20 protein-coding genes are annotated in these 17790 nt (G+C 38.4%); 7 read left to right on the top strand and 13 right to left on the bottom strand.

Annotation, left to right across the window (positions count from 1 at the left end; all coding sequences use genetic code 11):
- Nucleotides 1-77: 77 nt before the first annotated feature.
- The 3 genes from ACTIEV_RS02805 to ACTIEV_RS02795 all read right to left on the bottom strand — a co-directional run bounded on the left by ACTIEV_RS02805 (nt 78) and on the right by ACTIEV_RS02795 (nt 5297).
- Nucleotides 78-3848, bottom strand: coding sequence for an SNF2-related protein (locus ACTIEV_RS02805; protein WP_439516029.1), 3771 nt, complete (start codon nt 3846-3848; stop codon nt 78-80).
- A gap of 285 nt (nt 3849-4133) precedes the next feature.
- Entirely contained in the window at nt 4134-4850 is a 717-nt protein-coding gene (locus ACTIEV_RS02800) for a 2-phosphosulfolactate phosphatase (protein WP_250686687.1), read from the bottom strand.
- Nucleotides 4851-4958: 108 nt separating this feature from the next.
- Nucleotides 4959-5297, bottom strand: coding sequence for a single-stranded DNA-binding protein (locus tag ACTIEV_RS02795; RefSeq protein WP_178889199.1), 339 nt, complete (start codon nt 5295-5297; stop codon nt 4959-4961).
- Nucleotides 5298-5559: 262 nt separating this feature from the next.
- Between ACTIEV_RS02795 and ACTIEV_RS02790 the strand changes: the two genes are divergently transcribed.
- Nucleotides 5560-5964, top strand: coding sequence for a hypothetical protein (locus ACTIEV_RS02790; protein ID WP_439516028.1), 405 nt, complete (start codon nt 5560-5562; stop codon nt 5962-5964).
- Here ACTIEV_RS02790 and ACTIEV_RS02785 read toward each other — a convergent pair.
- From ACTIEV_RS02785 to ACTIEV_RS02750, 8 genes are all read right to left on the bottom strand, one after another.
- A complete protein-coding gene (locus ACTIEV_RS02785; RefSeq protein ID WP_439516027.1) occupies nt 5942-6337 on the bottom strand; it encodes a septal ring lytic transglycosylase RlpA family protein in 396 nt (131 codons plus the stop codon). The genes ACTIEV_RS02790 and ACTIEV_RS02785 overlap by 23 nt on opposite strands.
- 108 nt (nt 6338-6445) lie before the next feature.
- Nucleotides 6446-7531 (bottom strand): glycine cleavage system aminomethyltransferase GcvT, encoded by a 1086-nt coding sequence (gene gcvT / locus ACTIEV_RS02780; protein ID WP_439516026.1) that lies wholly within the window; start codon nt 7529-7531, stop codon nt 6446-6448.
- A 147-nt stretch (nt 7532-7678) separates the two neighbouring features.
- Nucleotides 7679-8506 (bottom strand): hypothetical protein, encoded by an 828-nt coding sequence (locus ACTIEV_RS02775; RefSeq protein WP_439516025.1) that lies wholly within the window; start codon nt 8504-8506, stop codon nt 7679-7681.
- 111 nt (nt 8507-8617) lie between these two features.
- The gene (locus tag ACTIEV_RS02770; RefSeq protein WP_439516024.1) at nt 8618-9013 is read right to left on the bottom strand and encodes a hypothetical protein; all 396 of its coding nucleotides are present in this window, start codon (nt 9011-9013) and stop codon (nt 8618-8620) included.
- A 97-nt stretch (nt 9014-9110) separates the two neighbouring features.
- On the bottom strand, nt 9111-11321 hold the full coding sequence (locus ACTIEV_RS02765; RefSeq protein ID WP_439516023.1) for a PspC domain-containing protein: 2211 nt from the start codon (nt 11319-11321) through the stop codon (nt 9111-9113).
- Between the two features lie 20 nt (nt 11322-11341).
- Entirely contained in the window at nt 11342-11707 is a 366-nt protein-coding gene (locus ACTIEV_RS02760) for a PadR family transcriptional regulator (RefSeq protein ID WP_439516022.1), read from the bottom strand.
- Between the two features lie 76 nt (nt 11708-11783).
- Nucleotides 11784-11978: a hypothetical protein gene (locus ACTIEV_RS02755; RefSeq protein ID WP_250686694.1), complete on the bottom strand. Its 195-nt coding sequence runs from the start codon at nt 11976-11978 to the stop codon at nt 11784-11786.
- A 371-nt stretch (nt 11979-12349) separates the two neighbouring features.
- The gene (locus ACTIEV_RS02750; protein WP_322196740.1) at nt 12350-12787 is read right to left on the bottom strand and encodes a hypothetical protein; all 438 of its coding nucleotides are present in this window, start codon (nt 12785-12787) and stop codon (nt 12350-12352) included.
- A 39-nt stretch (nt 12788-12826) separates the two neighbouring features.
- Between ACTIEV_RS02750 and ACTIEV_RS02745 the strand changes: the two genes are divergently transcribed.
- The 3 genes from ACTIEV_RS02745 to ACTIEV_RS02735 all read left to right on the top strand — a co-directional run bounded on the left by ACTIEV_RS02745 (nt 12827) and on the right by ACTIEV_RS02735 (nt 15013).
- Entirely contained in the window at nt 12827-13762 is a 936-nt protein-coding gene (locus ACTIEV_RS02745; protein WP_322196739.1) for an IS1595 family transposase, read from the top strand.
- Nucleotides 13763-13781: 19 nt separating this feature from the next.
- Nucleotides 13782-13931, top strand: a complete 150-nt coding sequence (locus tag ACTIEV_RS02740; RefSeq protein WP_322196738.1) for a hypothetical protein — start codon at nt 13782-13784, stop codon at nt 13929-13931.
- 560 nt (nt 13932-14491) lie between these two features.
- On the top strand, nt 14492-15013 hold the full coding sequence (locus ACTIEV_RS02735) for a TlpA family protein disulfide reductase (RefSeq protein ID WP_322196737.1): 522 nt from the start codon (nt 14492-14494) through the stop codon (nt 15011-15013).
- A gap of 92 nt (nt 15014-15105) precedes the next feature.
- Here the strand turns inward: ACTIEV_RS02735 and ACTIEV_RS02730 are convergent, their stop codons facing one another.
- Complete coding sequence (locus ACTIEV_RS02730) at nt 15106-15399, bottom strand: hypothetical protein (RefSeq protein WP_322196736.1); 294 nt, start codon at nt 15397-15399, stop codon at nt 15106-15108.
- 178 nt (nt 15400-15577) lie between these two features.
- Between ACTIEV_RS02730 and ACTIEV_RS02725 the strand changes: the two genes are divergently transcribed.
- The 3 genes from ACTIEV_RS02725 (at nt 15578) to ACTIEV_RS02715 (ending at nt 17306) form a co-directional block, all read left to right on the top strand.
- Complete coding sequence (locus ACTIEV_RS02725) at nt 15578-15961, top strand: ArsR/SmtB family transcription factor (RefSeq protein ID WP_439516021.1); 384 nt, start codon at nt 15578-15580, stop codon at nt 15959-15961.
- Nucleotides 15962-16040: 79 nt separating this feature from the next.
- Nucleotides 16041-16892: an arsenite methyltransferase gene (locus ACTIEV_RS02720; protein ID WP_322196735.1), complete on the top strand. Its 852-nt coding sequence runs from the start codon at nt 16041-16043 to the stop codon at nt 16890-16892.
- A gap of 15 nt (nt 16893-16907) precedes the next feature.
- Entirely contained in the window at nt 16908-17306 is a 399-nt protein-coding gene (locus ACTIEV_RS02715) for an arsenate reductase ArsC (protein ID WP_439516020.1), read from the top strand.
- 87 nt (nt 17307-17393) lie between these two features.
- Here ACTIEV_RS02715 and ACTIEV_RS02710 read toward each other — a convergent pair whose 3' ends face one another.
- The gene (locus ACTIEV_RS02710; RefSeq protein WP_439516019.1) at nt 17394-17756 is read right to left on the bottom strand and encodes a phage holin family protein; all 363 of its coding nucleotides are present in this window, start codon (nt 17754-17756) and stop codon (nt 17394-17396) included.
- Nucleotides 17757-17790: the final 34 nt, after the last annotated feature.

Genomic DNA, 17790 nt, shown 5'->3' with positions numbered 1-17790 from the left:
AAAGACATACGCGGATAGGTCGCTTAATCAATTAGCAGTCATCAATAAACTACACATAATCGTCTGACTAACAATTCTTAACTGAATAAGTACTCCACGTCCTCGCGTGTCAGGTTCTTCACAAAGCCTTCATCATCTGTAATCAATTCACGAGCTAAACTTCTTTTACGGTCTTGTAATTTGAGTATTTTATCCTCCACTGTATCTGTACAGATCATTCTGTAAGCAAATATATTTTTGGTCTGACCAATACGGTGTGTTCTGTCGATCGCCTGTTGCTCTACTGCAGGATTCCACCATGGATCTACAATATACACGTAATCAGCAGCGGTTAAATTCAAACCTACGCCTCCCGCTTTCAATGAAATAAGAAATACGCGACATGAATCATCGTTTTGAAAACGTTGGATGGCTCTCTCACGTTCATTCACTGTACTGCTTCCATCAAAATATTCATAATCAACCCCCAATTCCTTCATCTTTTCTTTGATCAAAGCAAGCATACCGAGGAATTGTGAGAATATCAATGCTTTATGATTACCGATATTTTCGGTGATCTCACGACCTAACTCTTCCAACTTGACAGATACATTGGGGAATTTTTCTTCATCTTTAATGATGGCCGGACTATCACAGATCTGTCTAAGTTTCATCAGACCTTGTAAAATGGTGAGTTGCGATTTTTGTATTCCTTGATTATCTACTACTCCCAAAATTTTATCACGATAATCATTCCTGAATGCATCATAGATACGACGCTGTTCATCACCCATTTCACAGAATAGCACCATCTCTTGTTTTTCAGGAAGATCTTTGGCAACCTGCTCTTTGGTTCTTCTAAGAATGAATGGGAACAATAGTTTACGTAAATGTTCTTTTTGTTCTTTTTCACCAAACTTATCAATGGGAATTGAAAATTCTTGTTTGAAAAACTCTACACTTCCTAACATCCCCGGATTCAAGAAATTCATTTGTGCATAAATATCAAATGTATTGTTCTGAAGGGGTGTACCACTTAGACAAAGTCTGTTTTTAGCTTTGATAAGACTCGCTGCTTTTGTGACTTTGCTAGAAGGATTTTTAATGGCCTGACTTTCATCCAACACTACATAATCAAATGCTACTTCTACAAATTGTTTGATATCACTTCGCAAAGTACCATAAGTAGTAATGATTACATCCGCATCTGTAGCGGCAAGACTATCACGTGTTCTCTGTGCACCATGGTGAACATAGAACTTAATCGTAGGTGTAAACTTTCCGATTTCATTCTGCCAGTTGAACATCAGTGTTGTTGGACAAACCACCAATGCTTTCAAGGATCCATTTTCTTCTTTGAGATGATGCAGAAAACTCAATGCCTGAATGGTTTTACCCAAACCCATATCATCGGCCAGAATACCGCCCCACTGAACTTCACGCAGGTAATTCAGCCATTGGAAACCACTTTCCTGATAAGGTCGTAATATGCTTCGAAGATGCGCAGGTGCCGGAATCTCTTTGATGGAATGATTTTCTTTGAGTCGATCATATTTTTCTTCCAACTGAAAAAACAATTCTTCCTCATCACGCTGCATGTACAATTCTTCTACCACACTGAAATGGTATTTACTGAGCTTCATGGAACCCGACTTTCCTTCTCCTACCCTAAATAACAATGAATATTTTTTAATCCATTCTTCAGGTAAGATCCCTAATGTACCATCTCCCAATTGTACAAATTGCTGTTTATTGCTCAATGCTTTTTTCACTTCATCTACCGTCACTTTCTGATCACCGAAATTAATTTCGATCTTAGCATCAAACCAATCGGTATTGCTACTGATATAGATTTTGGTAGAAGGTTTCGCAGTATTGAATCTAAAGTTTTTCAACGCTTCAAATCCATATACCGGAATATTCATTTCTTTGACTGCATCTACAAAAAGGAAGAACCAGTTATTACGCAATACCTCTGCGCCTTTCAAAGCCAATACATCTCCTTCAGCAGGTCTGATAAAATGAGAGTGCAGCGATTCTATCTTTTGAACAAACTCTTTTTCCGCTTCCAAGTTTCGCTGAATGACCAATATTTTATCAGCCACAGGCATGATGATCTTTTCTTTATCTGAAGTACGTACATCATAACCCCGATAATTGAATATGGGCTGGAATAATAAATATTCTCCTTTTTCTTTCAGTAATACTTTTACTTCCGGCTTTACATCTTTCACTTCTTCTTTCTGCACATTTCCGAAATGAACATTGTATTCTTTGGACAGAGGCAATATAAATTGTTGCAGTTGTGCCGACCAATCTTCTGCCGGGATAATAATTTTTCCTGAAGGAAGGAATTTCTCCAGTATCAATATGTCTTCTGTTCTTTTCCAAGTAAAAAACTGTTGGTGGTATTGAAACAAAAGCGCCGAGCTACTTTCATTTTCTGAAATATTTAAATCTGCCAATGGTAATTTCACCCGACAGTCTACTTCATATTTCCCTTTCTGGTACGTGACTTCAAATTCCGGACTAATAAAGTGAGTGATCAACTCTGCTTTTAAGAGATTGGCAGTAGTGAATGGTTTCTTTTCAGGTAAACAGAAAACAAAATGACTGCTACTAAGCTCAGTAAATAATTTTTTTACTTTAGGATGCAGGTATTCATTGATCAAATGACGGGTTTCTTCAGGAAGCTCATCATCATGTTGCTGTATGATGTTTTCCCAGATACCACTAAACGGAGAGTTACGGTCTAAATAACGACTCACTTCTGAAGGCATCAACTTGCGAAGCTGTTGTAATAAACCTTTATCATCTTCATCAAAAACTTCTGTATTGATAAAACGACTGAGATCCAGTTTAGCCACTTTCCCCGTGTACTTTGTTTTTTCTTCATCTGCTTCTCCCTGCACTCCTTCGAATTGAACATAAGGATATTGTTGTTCATTGAAAGTGAGTACGAGTCCTAGTTTCAGTAACTCTTTCTCAGCTTCTTCAGATTCCTGCATAATAGCAGTTGTAGCTACAGTTTGTTCTTCCTCTCTTTTGGGTTTTAATTCCGTACTTGGATTCAAGGCAACTCTTTTAATACTGGTATCCAATACCCTTAAAAAAGGTTTTCCATCCGTATACGTGAATTCAAATTTTCCTTTCAGGTCATCATTGAGTGAATACCCATACAGGGCCAATAATTTATTCTTCTCTTTGTCCCAATTACGAATCGAATCGAAATAACCCGGACCATAATTATGCAGTAATTGTAATAAGACGATGTCTTTATGTATACAGAGTGGATGTTCCCTATCAGAAGAACAGGTGCAACTGGTATCAAAATTTCTTTCTTCATTTTTTTGAAGAAGAATGCGAAACGATTCGCCTTCATACTCAAGATCAGCAAGTACACGCTCATCTTTGGCTTCAAGAATATTGGAACGATTACTACGTAAATAATTTTCGGCTTTTTCAAAACTCTCTTGTGAAGAAAGCATCTTGATCAGTTTAAGATCGAGCTGCTTCATTTTTACCACCGTATGTTTTTGATCATAGCTGGTTTCTTTTTCACCCAACTGATTACGATCTAAGAGATCTTGCAGATGAAACAATGCACCTGCTTTATGCCTACAAACTTCAGATAGATTGTATGGACAACTGCAGCGCAGTGAAAGTGTTTTGGGATCCTTGAATTGATTGATATGTACTTTATAAAAAGTTGCATACCCATCATCTTTCACACGAAAAACGATGTTGGCCATGAGTTCATCATATTCTATCAACTCTACATTTCCGAGTGCGTGAATTTTTTTACCCCTGCGGATAACTTCTTCTGTTCCGCTATTATAGATATGTTTAACCAAATATGGAAGTGCCATACAATCAATCAACAATTAGTGTAAACAGAAGAGCTGCATTAGGCATGACTACATCCTGTGTACCTGTTTAGCAATGAATGCCGCTCCGAAAAGGGCAATTTGCAAAAGTAAAGGAAAGCAATCCAGTAAATGAAAAGAAATAGGAGGAATGTGGATGAAATGTTTGTTAAGGTTGGTCTGTAGTCCATGGTCGATAGCCAATAGACCATGGTAGGAAACATTGATTATTAAAACTGCTAAAAATATGGTTTTACCATGGACAATGGACTATCGACCATGGACTAACTACCCACAAACCAAATCTCCATTCCTATAAATAGGAAGGACATTGGCAATGTCGGGAGTTACGCAGTATTCCAGGTCTTTTTCCAGTCCGTAGGAAGCGAGTCTGTGCCAGTGTGTAGTTCTGCGAATGAATTGTTGCATATCGTGTTGGTGAAGACCGTACATGTCTGAAGCCATGAGACTGCTATCGCAGTGAATAGTGAAATGATCCTGTACCCTGTGAATGACTGCACCGGCAAACATGGCATCTTCCAAATTAAAACGGTCTTTCCAAGCTGAACAACCCAAGATCACATTCTTTTGTTGTGCGATGAGGTAATCGCAAACAGCTGAAATATTAGGAAATGAACCTGTGATCACTTCTGATGCACCACTATTCAAAGCCATGTGGAGTAATTTGGTACCATTGGTGGTTGTGAGTACCAGTGTTTGTCCCTCAATAAACGAGCGAGGATATTCCGCCGGCGAATTACCATGCGCTAAACCTGGAATCACTTTACCGTCTCTTTCACCGGCCGTAATACCGCCTGTCTCCTTTCCGATGGCAATACATTTATCCACTGCATCTACCGGAATCACTCTTTTCGCTCCATTGTACAATGCAGTAGCAATGGTAGAAGTAGCACGAAAAACATCAATGATCACAACAATACTGTCTGATACGTCATATATATCCAGTAGTCGAGGAGAAAGAATGGTATACAATGTCGGTTTCATGCTCATAAGACTGCAAATATACACTCAAACAGAAGCAGTTGAAGCAGGAAAAGCCCTGCCTAGAAAAAGGCCAGCCTAGAAAAGCCGGCCGCTCAGAAAGAAAGGCTACTACTTTTTGGGGGTAATAATCAGTAGCTCATGTACATGAATTTCTGTGACAGATCGTTTCACACCTGTTTTGTCAACATACTGTCGATTCACCAGTTTTCCATCTACCGCCACTTGAATTCCTTTCACGAGGTATTTTTCGGCAAAGTCTGCCATCTTACCCCATGCTACTACCTGATGCCATTGGGTATCGGTTACTTTCTCTCCACTGGCATCTTTATAATTTTCCTTGGTAGCCAAACTCATACTGGCCAATTTTTTACCGCCTTCAAACTTTTTAATTTCAGGTGTCTGACCCAAATGACCGATCAGCTGTACCTTGTTTTTGATCATATTCATATCAGATGTTTTGATGAAAAAAGCTTTGCATGATTTCAAAACGAATATCTGACTGATCGCATCTTGTAGTCGGAATTTATCCGCTTATTTCCGTTTATAATCGCTTATTTTTCACGCGCTTTGCATGAGTTAAAGTGTCAGTCGATTATGAAGTGCTTTTAGGTATAAATACAGTTTTATGGCTTGTACAAATACCTGTTTTTATCCATGAAATGAATATCCTCCTCCATTGCAGGTATTTTCATAACATAAACCGATGCTTATGTCTGTCAATACAAAACATTGCCTGACCTGTGGACATCCTTTACGTGGCAGAATTGATAAAAAATTTTGCGATGATCATTGCAGAAGCGTGTTTAACAACAAGAAATACATAGATGAAAAGGGCTTTGTAAAAAGTGTCAATCACTTGTTGTTGCAAAACAGACGTATTCTGGCTTCTTGTGTAAATAAGACCAAAGAAACAGAAAAGGTTCCAAGAGCATTATTGTATCACCGCGGATTTCATTTTAATTATTTTACACATACCGCTATTAGCAAAGAAGGAACAACTTATTATTGCTGTTACGACCATGCATATCATATAGTATCAGAACAGGAATTACAAATTTGTAAAGTTTCGATTATGAAAGATGCGGCAACGGCTATTCCTGATAGTGAATCCTGACAGGCATTGAGATCACTTTGGTTGTATCTAATTTTAGCGCAGCTGCTTTACTCAGCGCAATTACTTGTCCGCTTCCCGCCAAACCACGATCAATGATTTTTACGGTTACGGTTTTACCATTGAGTGTATGCGTTACCAATACTTTTGTACCAAAGGGTAAGGTTTTATGTGCACCGGTATAACGTGTGGAATCATATTTCTCACCACTTGCTGTAGCAAGTCCATGTAATGTGGACGGAATGACAATGGCATGTCCTACTTCATTTCCCAAAGAACCGATATCCGGCATAGAAGGCGCCGTATGCTGTCTGGGTTTACAAGAAATACCCATCAACAAATAGAGTAATACATATGTCGCTTTTGGACAAAACATTTTTAAAACTACATACAAATCATAAAACCATTGTCATCATGATGCCATATCCGGATAAAAAAGCCATAACAATGAATTGTTACGGCTTCATGACATCAACTTATATTTTTAAGCAAAAGGAAATTTTACAATTTTCGCTTTCACCGGCGTATTACGAATTTCAATAAAGATTTCAGTATCTACTGCTGTAAAAGCAGTGTTTACATAACCTAAACCTACTGCCTTATTTAAAGAAGGCGCCTGTGTTCCGGAAGTCACTTTTCCAATGGTATTTCCTGCTGCATCTTTGATCAGATAATCATGTCGAGGAATACCTCTTTCCATCATTTCAAAACCAACCAGTTTACGGGTTACACCTTCTGCCTTTTGTTTTTCCAGAATAGGTCTTGCCGTAAAATCTTTGGTGAACTTGGTGATCCAACCCAAGCCTCCTTCTAACGGAGAAGTAGTATCATCAATATCATTACCATATAAACAATAACCCATTTCCAAACGAAGTGTATCTCTTGCCCCCAAACCTATAGGTTTCATTCCTTGTGGACCACCCGCAGCAAAAATGGCATCCCAAATTTTATCTGCCGCGCCATCTACATCTTCAAAATAAATTTCAACACCTCCGGCTCCTGTATATCCTGTGGCACTTACCAGTACATTGTCTACACCTGCAAATTTCCCTTTTGCGAAGGTGTAGTATTTCAGATTCATAATATCCATATCAGTGAGTGGCTGTAAAATCTTGGTAGCATTGGGACCTTGAATAGCTAGCAGACAAGTCTTATCGCTGATATTATGCATTTCTACATTCTCTGTATTAAACTTACTGATCCAGTTCCAATCTTTTTCAATATTCGACGCATTCACTACCAGCATGTACACTTTATTTTCTTCAATGCAGTATACAATCAGATCATCTACAATACCTCCTTGTTCATTGGGTAAACAGCTGTATTGCGCTTTCCCATTACTGAGTTTTGAAGCATCATTAGAAGTAACACGTTGAATCAAATCCAGTGCTTTATCACCTTTCAGGATGAATTCACCCATATGACTTACATCAAAAACACCGGCATTATTACGAACGGTTGCATGCTCATCGTTGATACCTGAATAACTGATGGGCATATTGTAACCTGCAAACTCGGCCATTTTAGCACCGAGCGCGATGTGTTTTTGTGTGAAGGGTGTATTTTTCATATCTGTACTTTATAGTGGCGCAAAAATAAGAGAAAGGAAGATGGGAAATATATTTGTTTTAGCAATCATAGAACTGCCCTGCTGTCAAGACTTTATAAAGCCTTTATAACAGGGCAATCCGGTTTTCCATCATCAAGAAATTCTTCCCTATTGCCGGAATGCCGGCGCTACACAGTAAGCATGACTAGACCCACAAATCAAAAACACACGCTCTCCTTTTTCAGTCAGCTCCTTAACGATCGTCACCAATTGTCTGTTGCGAATGTCATTGGAAGTTGCCATGAAGGAAGCAAGATATCCGGGTAAAGGGAATTCATCTGAGGTATCGCGCCAATCAGGTCCGGCAGGGAAATATTTTTTCCATAAACGATCTACATCTTCCACCGAACGGATACTGTCTTGTAGTCCTACAAAAGAGGCACGTTTCAAGTATTCCTTGATAAAGTTTTCAGGAGATGCCGGTTTGCCAAAACGTAGATTACCGAAATAAGGATTTAGTATTTGGTGTAATGCAATTTGTTCTTTGGTAAAATACTGTTGTAATGAATCTGCCAATGCTTCTTTAGACAGATCCCAGTTCATAATCTTTACCCCGTCTTTATGTGCCAGCGCTTTTACCCATCCACCTTCGCCCAATTCTTTTACCGGATTCATGAATAGGGGCAGGAGCAATCCCAATCTACCTTCAACCAAGGCAATGGTGGGATGAAACTCTCCCCACAACTCTTCCATCTGTGGTATTTGTGGATCATTGGGGTCTTTTGTATGTGTGGCACCAAAGATCAACGCTCTTTTTTGTTTGATGATAAAAGGCCGCTCATGTTCACCTGTATATTTTTCAAAAGGAACGATGGAGTCAGTTGTATGGTAAGATGTTGTTGGAATATAATATTGGGGAGACTTCCAGGCCATCAGATAAACAATGGCAAGTAGTACTATGATCACAAAGATGGACCTCAAAAGGGTTCGTTTCATAAAGATGATGTTGTGATGGACTTAATGAATGGCATACGTATGCCATACCTCATTAACCATCGGTTAATTTGCGGTTGCAAGTGGGGAAATCATCTATGTGCAGTGGGAAAATTAGCGCCGAGCCTGATCTGAAGCTATAACAATCTTGATCTGATCTGCCAATCTTTTTACGCGATTATAAGTGACTTCATCATTTTCATCCTTATCCAATCGAATTTTAAGACGCCCTTTTCGAAGTCTCACGAATAATTTATCGTCGTCACGAATGGTGAATGTGGTGGCATGCATATTTTCATCAGAAGCATTGCGATCCAGTTCTTCTTTGATGATACGAGCAACTTGATCTGTTTGAGAGCGTTTGAATTTGGCATCAACTCTTAATTGGTGATCTGATTCTTTCACCGTAATTGAAACCCTGCCGTGTCTTACCCTGTCTGTTTCGTAACGGATACAACCTGAAAGCAACATGATAAAAAGGCAGATGGCTACTACATATTTCATTTTCATGCCGGAAGTTTTAAGGGTTAAGCGGATTTTAAAGAGAAGGGAAGAACCTCATCATGAGAACAAGACGAGGTTCTTATTTTCCCAACTTCAACCGTCTTTAGTATACCATTTGCATCATCAGTAAGCGAGATGCCTCAATTGGCAACAGCTGTTCTGACTTGTTTTCTGTTACATTTTTTACTTCAGTACTATTTTGCACTGTTTCTTTTTTGTAACGATAGCGTGTGGTATCAATAGGCTTTTCTAATTCTTTTTTCAGTTCTTCTGCCTCTTTTTGCTTACGCTCATATTCTTTCTGCAGTTCTTCTTTGCTCTTCTTGTATTGTTCGATTGTTTTCGATTTATCTTCTACACCATAAGTTCTATCATTATCACGATTCTCTTCTTTATGTACTCTTTCTAATCCGCCCGGTGTCATGATATATTCCACATCAGAACTCCAGCTTTCATAATCATTATTCCACTCTTCTTCCCACTCCCAATCATTGTTAGAACCTAGGCTGAACCAATTCAATCTTCTAGAAACATTTCTTTCGATGAGGATTCTTTTTCCAACAGGAACTTGAATTATTACCTGAACACCCTGGTTACGGAAGCGAGTTCCTTTTTTCAAAGAGAAGCCACGATCTAGTGAGATAGTACTATCAGATTGATTGATACCATAAGAGATCTCTTTGATATTACTCAATGCAGTTCCTTCATCCTTACCACTGCTGTATTTGAAAGCAGAGATATGATAAGCAGAATCCTGACTTTTTACGATACGTACTCTTACATTATTCAAGAAAAGACTATCATCATTCATACTCACAATACCATCCATTTTAAACCAACGACCATACACTTTCACTTTGGTATCAGGCACTCGGATAATGAGTTTACCGGTAGAAGGCTGCTGAATACTGAATTCCTCTTTTTCTCTAGCTCTTGCATCGAAATTGGTAGCAATTGAGTAGACAAGGATACCACCGCAGATCAAGCCAATAAACCATAAACCACCGAAAGTAAATCCGAGATAACGGTTACCGGATTTTACACCCATGATACGACGGATCAACCAAGTTATGAATGCTACTACCGGAACACCCAGGAATAATAAGAGTGTTGCCCATGCCAGGAAGTTTTGTCCGAAACCTTCCAAGAAGAAATTCTTCAGTGGGAATACACCAACCCCTGCAAACATCAAGGCTAAAACAGTAACTAGTAATGCGAAAGCCAATATACCTGCGATGAATAAAAAGAATGCTTTGAATAAGATGGCAATGATACCACCTAATCTTCTACCACCTCTTTTCAATGCTGATCCTGTTTCTGCATTAAACTGCTGACTTTTTTGTCCTACAGTCTGACCAAATTCTTGTCCGAACTGGGTTGCTTTATCTTTGAATTCGCCGCCCCATTTTTCGGCGCGACTTTTAAATCCTTCCAAATCTTCTTGAATCGTATTCTTAATAGTGTTAAGATCTACTTTCTCACCACGCATTTCCAATTTTTCTGAAGCACTTTTGGCTTCCGGAATCACCGCCCACAATACAGCGTACACTACAAATAAGGTTCCACCGAATGAGCCGAATACGATACCGGGGAAGAAGTCATCATCCATCCAGAATACACCTCTGAAAATCGAGCTGATGATACCGATTACCAATGGGAAAGCAAAGATTAATCTTGGAACCCAAACAGCGATATCAAAATAAGAAGCAATACCACTGGCTACACCGGCAATTACTTTTTCTTCCGGATTACGGTACAAACGTTTGGTAGAAACGATATTGTCTAAAGGCTTTGACGGAAGAATGATCCATAATAAGATGTACAACAAGATACCTGAGCCGCCCATAAAAGTAATGAGTGCAAATACCAGACGTACAATGGTTGGATCGATGCGGAGGTAGTTAGCCAAGCCCCCGCAGACACCACCTAATATTTTTTCATTGTCATCGCGATACAATCTGCCTCTGGGAGAAGCTTCAGTAGAAGCAGTGCTACCGCTATTGGCAGACTGTCCACCTTCACCGCCCAATTGAGCGTGTACATTTCCTTCTTCGCCTTCAAAGTCTTCAGGTCTACCCATGCTTTTGATGATTTCGTTTACGGTATCATCGGTAATGCAGGTAGCACCCTTTTTCAGGCTATCGCCAAACAGTTCGGCTATACGACCTTCAATATCATTGATGATCTCATCACGACCCTCCTCGTTGGCAAAGAATTTGCGCAAACTTTCTACATACTGCTTCAGCATGTCATAAGCAGACTCCTCAATGGGAATTACCCTGCCCTGAAAGTTTATATTGATTACCTTTTTCATTTTCTGTTCAGTTTTGTTGGTTAAGGTTGGGTTGGATTTTTTTCGGAGGCCGTTTCAGTTTGGGAGATGGTCAGTGCGTGTACTGCATCAGCCAGTTCCTGCCAGGTTCTTTCCAGTTCATTGTAGAACTCTAAACCTTTATCGGTCATCACGAAATATTTTCTGGGCGGTCCACTGTTACTTTCCACCCAACGGTAGGTCAGTAAGCCGGAATTTTTTAAACGTGTCAGAAGGGGGTATAATGTACCCTCCAGAATGTGCAGGTTGGCAGCTTTCATTCGGTCCACGATATCACTGGAGTAAACCTCACCCTGCCTGATGATGGATAAAATGCAAAACTCCAATACACCCTTTCGCATCTGACTTTGTGTGTTCTGAATATCCATAGCCGGAGTTTTTGTTTGTTCCTAAACCTTTCGGGGGGAATGGAACAATCGTTATTAAAAAAGATTCAAATTTTGATTAAGCAACCAAGTGTCTTCTAACAATTCTGTTTCTGCGGCTGCGCTGTAACTTGTAGTAATCAACGGCACCGAAAACTGTTTTGTTGTTCTGAAGGTTCACATTCGTAGCAACGGTTTCTTTTACTTCTTGTACCAAGTTATTCAGGTGTTCCTGTCCCAGTTGTTGTAAGAAGTTTGTGTTTTGCGTTTTCATGACTTAATATTTATAAGTGTTTTTAATTTTTTCTTTTCTGAAGTTCTTCCGGGTGTTCCCTGATTCCCTTCTTTCATAACACAAAGATGGGGAAACTTTTGGTACTATGCAACACATAGTACCAAGTTTTTTTAGGTAATGGGCAGAGCTTAATAATAGGCTTAATATAAAATATTGATTTACAGCGTTTTATAAAAGAACATTGTCGAGTCAAAAGGATGAATGGTATTATTTCGTGAGAAGTGGCAACAAATCATATAAAGGGAGAAGGATTGAGTGATAAAGAGTTAGAGGATTTGAAAGAAGCAGAAGCCTTTATAAATAATGCTCAACTATTTTGCGAGGTTGAAATAGCAGATGGTAAGGTTGTATCAGTTGTGGTAAACGAATCCTTTAAATTGGTCAGGAGCAAGTAAAAATTGTGGCATGACTAATACACTACCATTCATATCCTTTAATTCAAGTTCCTTTACTGCATCACTTAGCAGATTAAAACACTTGTTTACTAATATCCATAAGTCATTAGGCTCGTTTATTATTTCATCCTTGTATAATACGGCTGTGATTGTAGCAAATATGATGGCTTCATCTGTTTTCCCATCCCTCACTACAATCATGAAGTCGGTTATCAATCGGTTTTCGGTTAATTGCTCTGTATTTTTTGTGTTTCCAAAATATACAAGCACAAACAAGTTATCCGAACTATCTAATTCTTTTATTCTGCTTTCAATAATTGTTTCATTGAAACGACTTATTCTGACTGCAACATTTTCTTCTTTAAAATCTATTGGTGTTTTTATTATACCCATAAAATTTGCTTTGAAACAAGCTACAAAAAAATAACTTATATGTTTAAAAATCTTCATGAATTATTACAGTCAATGCCTACGGAGAAAGATTGTAGGGATTATTTGATTGAGCAGCGTTGGGGTGGATGTCCTGTATGTCCTTATTGTGGGTATAGTGATAAAACGTATTTAATAGAGAATGGCAAGAGGTTTAAATGTGGAGCAAGTCAGGACGTATGCGGTAAAAAATATAGCGTAACAGTGGGAACCATATTTGAGAGTTCACGCATACCCTTAACTAAATGGTTAAATGCTGTGTATGTTGTTACTGCACATAAGAAAGGAATTAGTTCACATCAATTAGGGAGAGATTTAGGGGTTACACAACGTACTGCGTGGTTTATGATCCACAGGATTAGAGAAATGATGAAGAATGTAAGTAATGAAATGTTACAGGGTGCTGTCGAAGTAGATGAAACATACATGAGCCGTAAATACAAGTCCGACTATAAAGGATTAAGCCCAGAGCAAGTAGAGTACGCACAGAAAAGCCCATACACTAATAAGGGAGCAGTAGTAGGAATAAAAGAACGTGATGGAGATATAAGAGTGTTTGCATTTGATGACCGTAAAGCAGCCCCAATAAAACAAGCTATTTATAATAACGTAATGGAAGGCAGTAGGATAATGACAGATGAAGCGTTTATATATCGTACAGGCTTAGAACAATACCAACACGCAGCCGTATTTCATGCTAAAAAAGAATGGGTTAGAAATGATGTACATACTAACGGAGTAGAAAACTTTTGGGGAGTAATGAAAAGGGCTATTCATGGTACGTGGCATCAAATCAGCTTCAAGCATTTACAAGCATATTGTAATGAATGTTCTTACCGATACAATACCCGTAAAATGAAAGATGCAGACCGCTTTACCTTATCCCTTCAAAATATGGAAAGAAGGTTAACATGGGTTAAATTGACTAAGAAAAGCTAAGTTTCGCTAACTTAGTTCCATGCCCAACAAAAACAATAAGCCCATCAATGGCAAGCCCCCTGCCATGACTAAGAAAGCCCTCAAAGAGGAAAAGCCACTAAAGGTTAATATGACTGCTGATGAACTACTTAAACTGGCTTTGAATACGCCGATTAAAAAGAAGAAATAAATCCTATTTTTTGCGGTCGCAAATATAGTGTTGTAGTTAGCACAAAAAATGGGTGTCTTATCAACAACTGTTAATACAAAACGCCTATTATTTTCACATAATAGGCGTTAATGATTTAATTTGCATCAGCCTTCTAACCAAAGGATAGCTGAATGTAAAAAAGCGGCGAGGACTGGTGCTAAGTGAGTAACCATTCTGATATAATGCTACAACACTGCAATGTGTTCCCCATCGACACCCATCTACTCCAAATAGATGGGTTTTTCTTTTATGTAACCGTTGATTACATGATAAAAGTATTACGCTCAAACCTAAATACCAATTAAAATTATTCTAAATGAACATTTTAATCACATCCCAAATCAAGCATATAACTTTTACCACTAATTCAATAGATTTCAAATTCCTCTCCTTATCTACTCCCTTTAGGTGATTCGATACCTGAGAAGTGGTATTGAACCCACTGAAGAGAAAATATGGGCATGGGCTATTATAGGATAATAGTAGTACGCTATTAAAAAGTCCTCTTTTTAGTAAATTGATATTCGATAATCAATGATATGAGAAAAGTCTTTTTGATATTGACCTTATTGTTTCCAATCATTTTGTTTGCTCAATTCGATTTGACAAAAAAGCAATCTGAAATGATCGGCACCAAAATAAAAGAACTAACAATAACCGATTATCTTTTAAACAAGCCGGCCAATACAAACTTCAATCATACATTCAAAGTGGTTGAATTTTGGGCAACATGGTGTAAACCTTGTCTTAGAGCCGTTCCACATCTCAATAGATTACAAAATAAATTCACGAACAGAAATCTAGTTTTCATTTCCGTTACTTATGAGCCACCAGAAGTAACTTTTAAAACTCTTGAGAAAGTGAAATTTGAATCTGTTGTTGTGAGTGATCAAACAAAAAGTACACACAGAAGCTTACATATTGAATACAAAGGCACCATGGTTCTACCCAGAACAGTTTTGATTGATGATGAAAATAATATTGTTTGGTATGGAAAGCCAAACCAACTATCTGAAAAGCTACTGGAGAAGTTTCTCAGAAAAGAAAAAATCTTATACTAAAATATTGCTTCCTTAACAAGTAACTTCTTGAAGTACATTCAAAAAATAACATCAAGAATACTTGCAATTTTACAAAATACAGATCTCTTTTATCATTTATCTGTTGGGGTAATGATACGTTTTCTTCTATAGATGAAATATAAAATACCAGCTAAAATGTTCATGAAAAGAAAGCCTATTACCCACATGAATTTTTCATTTCCGCCGATACGATCTGAGGGTAGAATTTCACTTAAGCTCATAAAAATAAAAGCTGCTATTGAAATAAGGCCCCCCATTAAAATCAAGGGAGACTCATCAAAATGCATAATTTTCATGATAGCTCCACTCATAGATAATAAAAAGCCTAAAATAAAAAAGATAATAAGAAGTTTTTCTTTTCGCATTTTGATCCTGATTTCACTTATAAAAATACACTTTTTTTATAATAATTGAAATGGGCATACCGGTTATAGTACCACCATTCCACTCCTTTCCATTGAACTGGATACCGGCTGAACAGTAGTAACCCAGTTTATATACAATTCTAGCTTTAAAAAATAATTTATCGTTTTTGTACGATGAATGGGAAAAACCCTTTATTTTGTATTATCGTATAAAAACGATAATAAAATGGCAACACCTAAAACAGAAGCATTTTCAAAGAAAGAACAAGACCTGGCAGCTTTTGCAAAAGCCATTGCACATCCTGCACGCATAGCCATACTCAAAGTGCTGGCACAAAAGAATGAATGTATTTGTGGTGAGATCGTTGAAGTATTACCATTGGCCCAGTCTACCGTTTCACAACATTTAAAAGAATTGAAAGAAGCCGGACTCATTGATGGATCTGTTGATGGTCCACGCAGTTGCTATTGCATCAACTGGAAAGCATTTGAGAAATTCAATGCAGAGTTTACCGGACTGTTCCATAAACTAAAAGATCAGCATACGAAATCCTGCTGTTAGTTGTCATCACTGTGTGCGAGTGATCGATCGCATACAATAGTGACCACGAACAGCTATTCATAACAATAAAACAAAGAACATGCAAACAGAAACCGCATTAAAAGCACTGGTAAAAGAAAAATATGGTGAAATAGCTGACCAGTCGCGCGAGAACAATGCTGCTTCCTGCTGTGGTGCAGGTGGCTGCAGCACCGAAGTATACAATATTATGGCAGACGATTACACACGTTTGCAAGGGTACAATCCGGATGCTGATTTAGGATTGGGTTGTGGCTTGCCAACCGAATTCGCTAAAATCAAAAAGGGTGATACCGTCATTGATTTGGGAAGTGGCGCAGGCAATGATTGTTTTGTAGCACGTGCTATTACCGGTGAGAATGGTAAAGTAATTGGTATTGATTTTACAGAGCGCATGATCGACAAAGCAAGAGCCAATGCCGAGAAACTCGGATTCAACAATGTTGAATTTCGCTTTGGAGATATTGAGCAAATGCCGGTATCCGCCAATGTTGCTGATGTTGTAGTGAGCAATTGTGTATTGAATCTGGTTCCCAATAAATTCAATGTATTGAAAGAAGTATACCGTGTTTTAAAACCCGGTGGACATTTCAGTATTTCTGATATTGTATTAGAAGGAGAATTACCTGCTAAACTGAGAGAAGCTGCAGAAATGTATGCCGGTTGTGTATCTGGGGCTATTCAGAAAGAAGTATACCTTGAACTGATTCAGGCTACCGGTTTCAAAAACATTACCGTACAAAAAGAAAAAAGCATTTTATTACCGGATGATATTCTTCGTAATTATTTTTCTGCTGAAGAAATTCAATCATTCAGAAACAGCAATGCCGGTATTTACAGCATAACAGTATACGCAGAAAAACCATTGACCGAAGAAGCAGCAGCATGCTGCGCTCCGGGATGTTGTTCATAATTCAATTCAAGATCTATGTCTGAAAAAAAGAAACTCCTATTTGTTTGTGTAGAAAACAGTAACCGTAGTCAAATGAGTCAGGCTTTTGCCATTATTCATGGCGGTTCACATGTAGAAGCTTATAGCGCGGGTAGCAAACCCAGTGGCATCGTAAACCCCAAAGCCATTGCTGCTATGAAAGAATTGGGTTATGACCTTAGTACACACGACAGCAAATCGTTGCAAGAAGTAGAAGCTTTTGCTCCCTTTGATGCAGTAGTAACCATGGGTTGCGGCGATGCTTGCCCATGGATGCCCGCCAAGCAATTCATCGACTGGCAAATTCCGGATCCGAAACATCTAGAGCCAAAAGAGTTTAATGAGATCAGAGATTTGATCAGTGAGAAAGTAAAAGCATTGATTAGTTCCTTATAAATATCACGCTGTGAATCCTCTGCCTCTCTTGTCTGCGGTTGAATCTTTTTAACCGCAGAACGGGAGAAAAAGAGGTAACGCAGTATTTTAGCTTTCAGTTTGCTCTCCTCCTTTACCGAGAATAGCTTCGATGATGGAAGTAACAAATGATACGAGTAAACTAAAGAATAGAGCAGATACCCATCCATCCACTGTAAAACCCGGCACCAGTGTCGCCGCCCAGTTTACAATGATGATATTGATGACGAATAGAAATAACCCAAGTGTAATCACCGTAATAGGAATCGTCAGCAGAATCAGGACCGGTTTAATAAAACTATTGAGCAAGCCTAGCACCACTGCCACAATCATGGCGGTCAATGGGTCTGCCACATCAATCCCTTTCAAAATATAAGCTGCTAATAAGATTGCCAATGTACTGGCAATGGTTTTTGTAAAAAATCGTCCCATGATTCATGCATTCAGAAGAAACAAAATAGTATTT

This window comes from Sediminibacterium sp. (assembly GCF_051861365.1).
In the GTDB taxonomy this organism is placed as follows: Bacteria; Bacteroidota; Bacteroidia; order Chitinophagales; family Chitinophagaceae; genus Sediminibacterium.
Note: the sequence above shows the minus strand (reverse complement) of the source record. Positions and strands in the feature narration are given on the sequence as shown.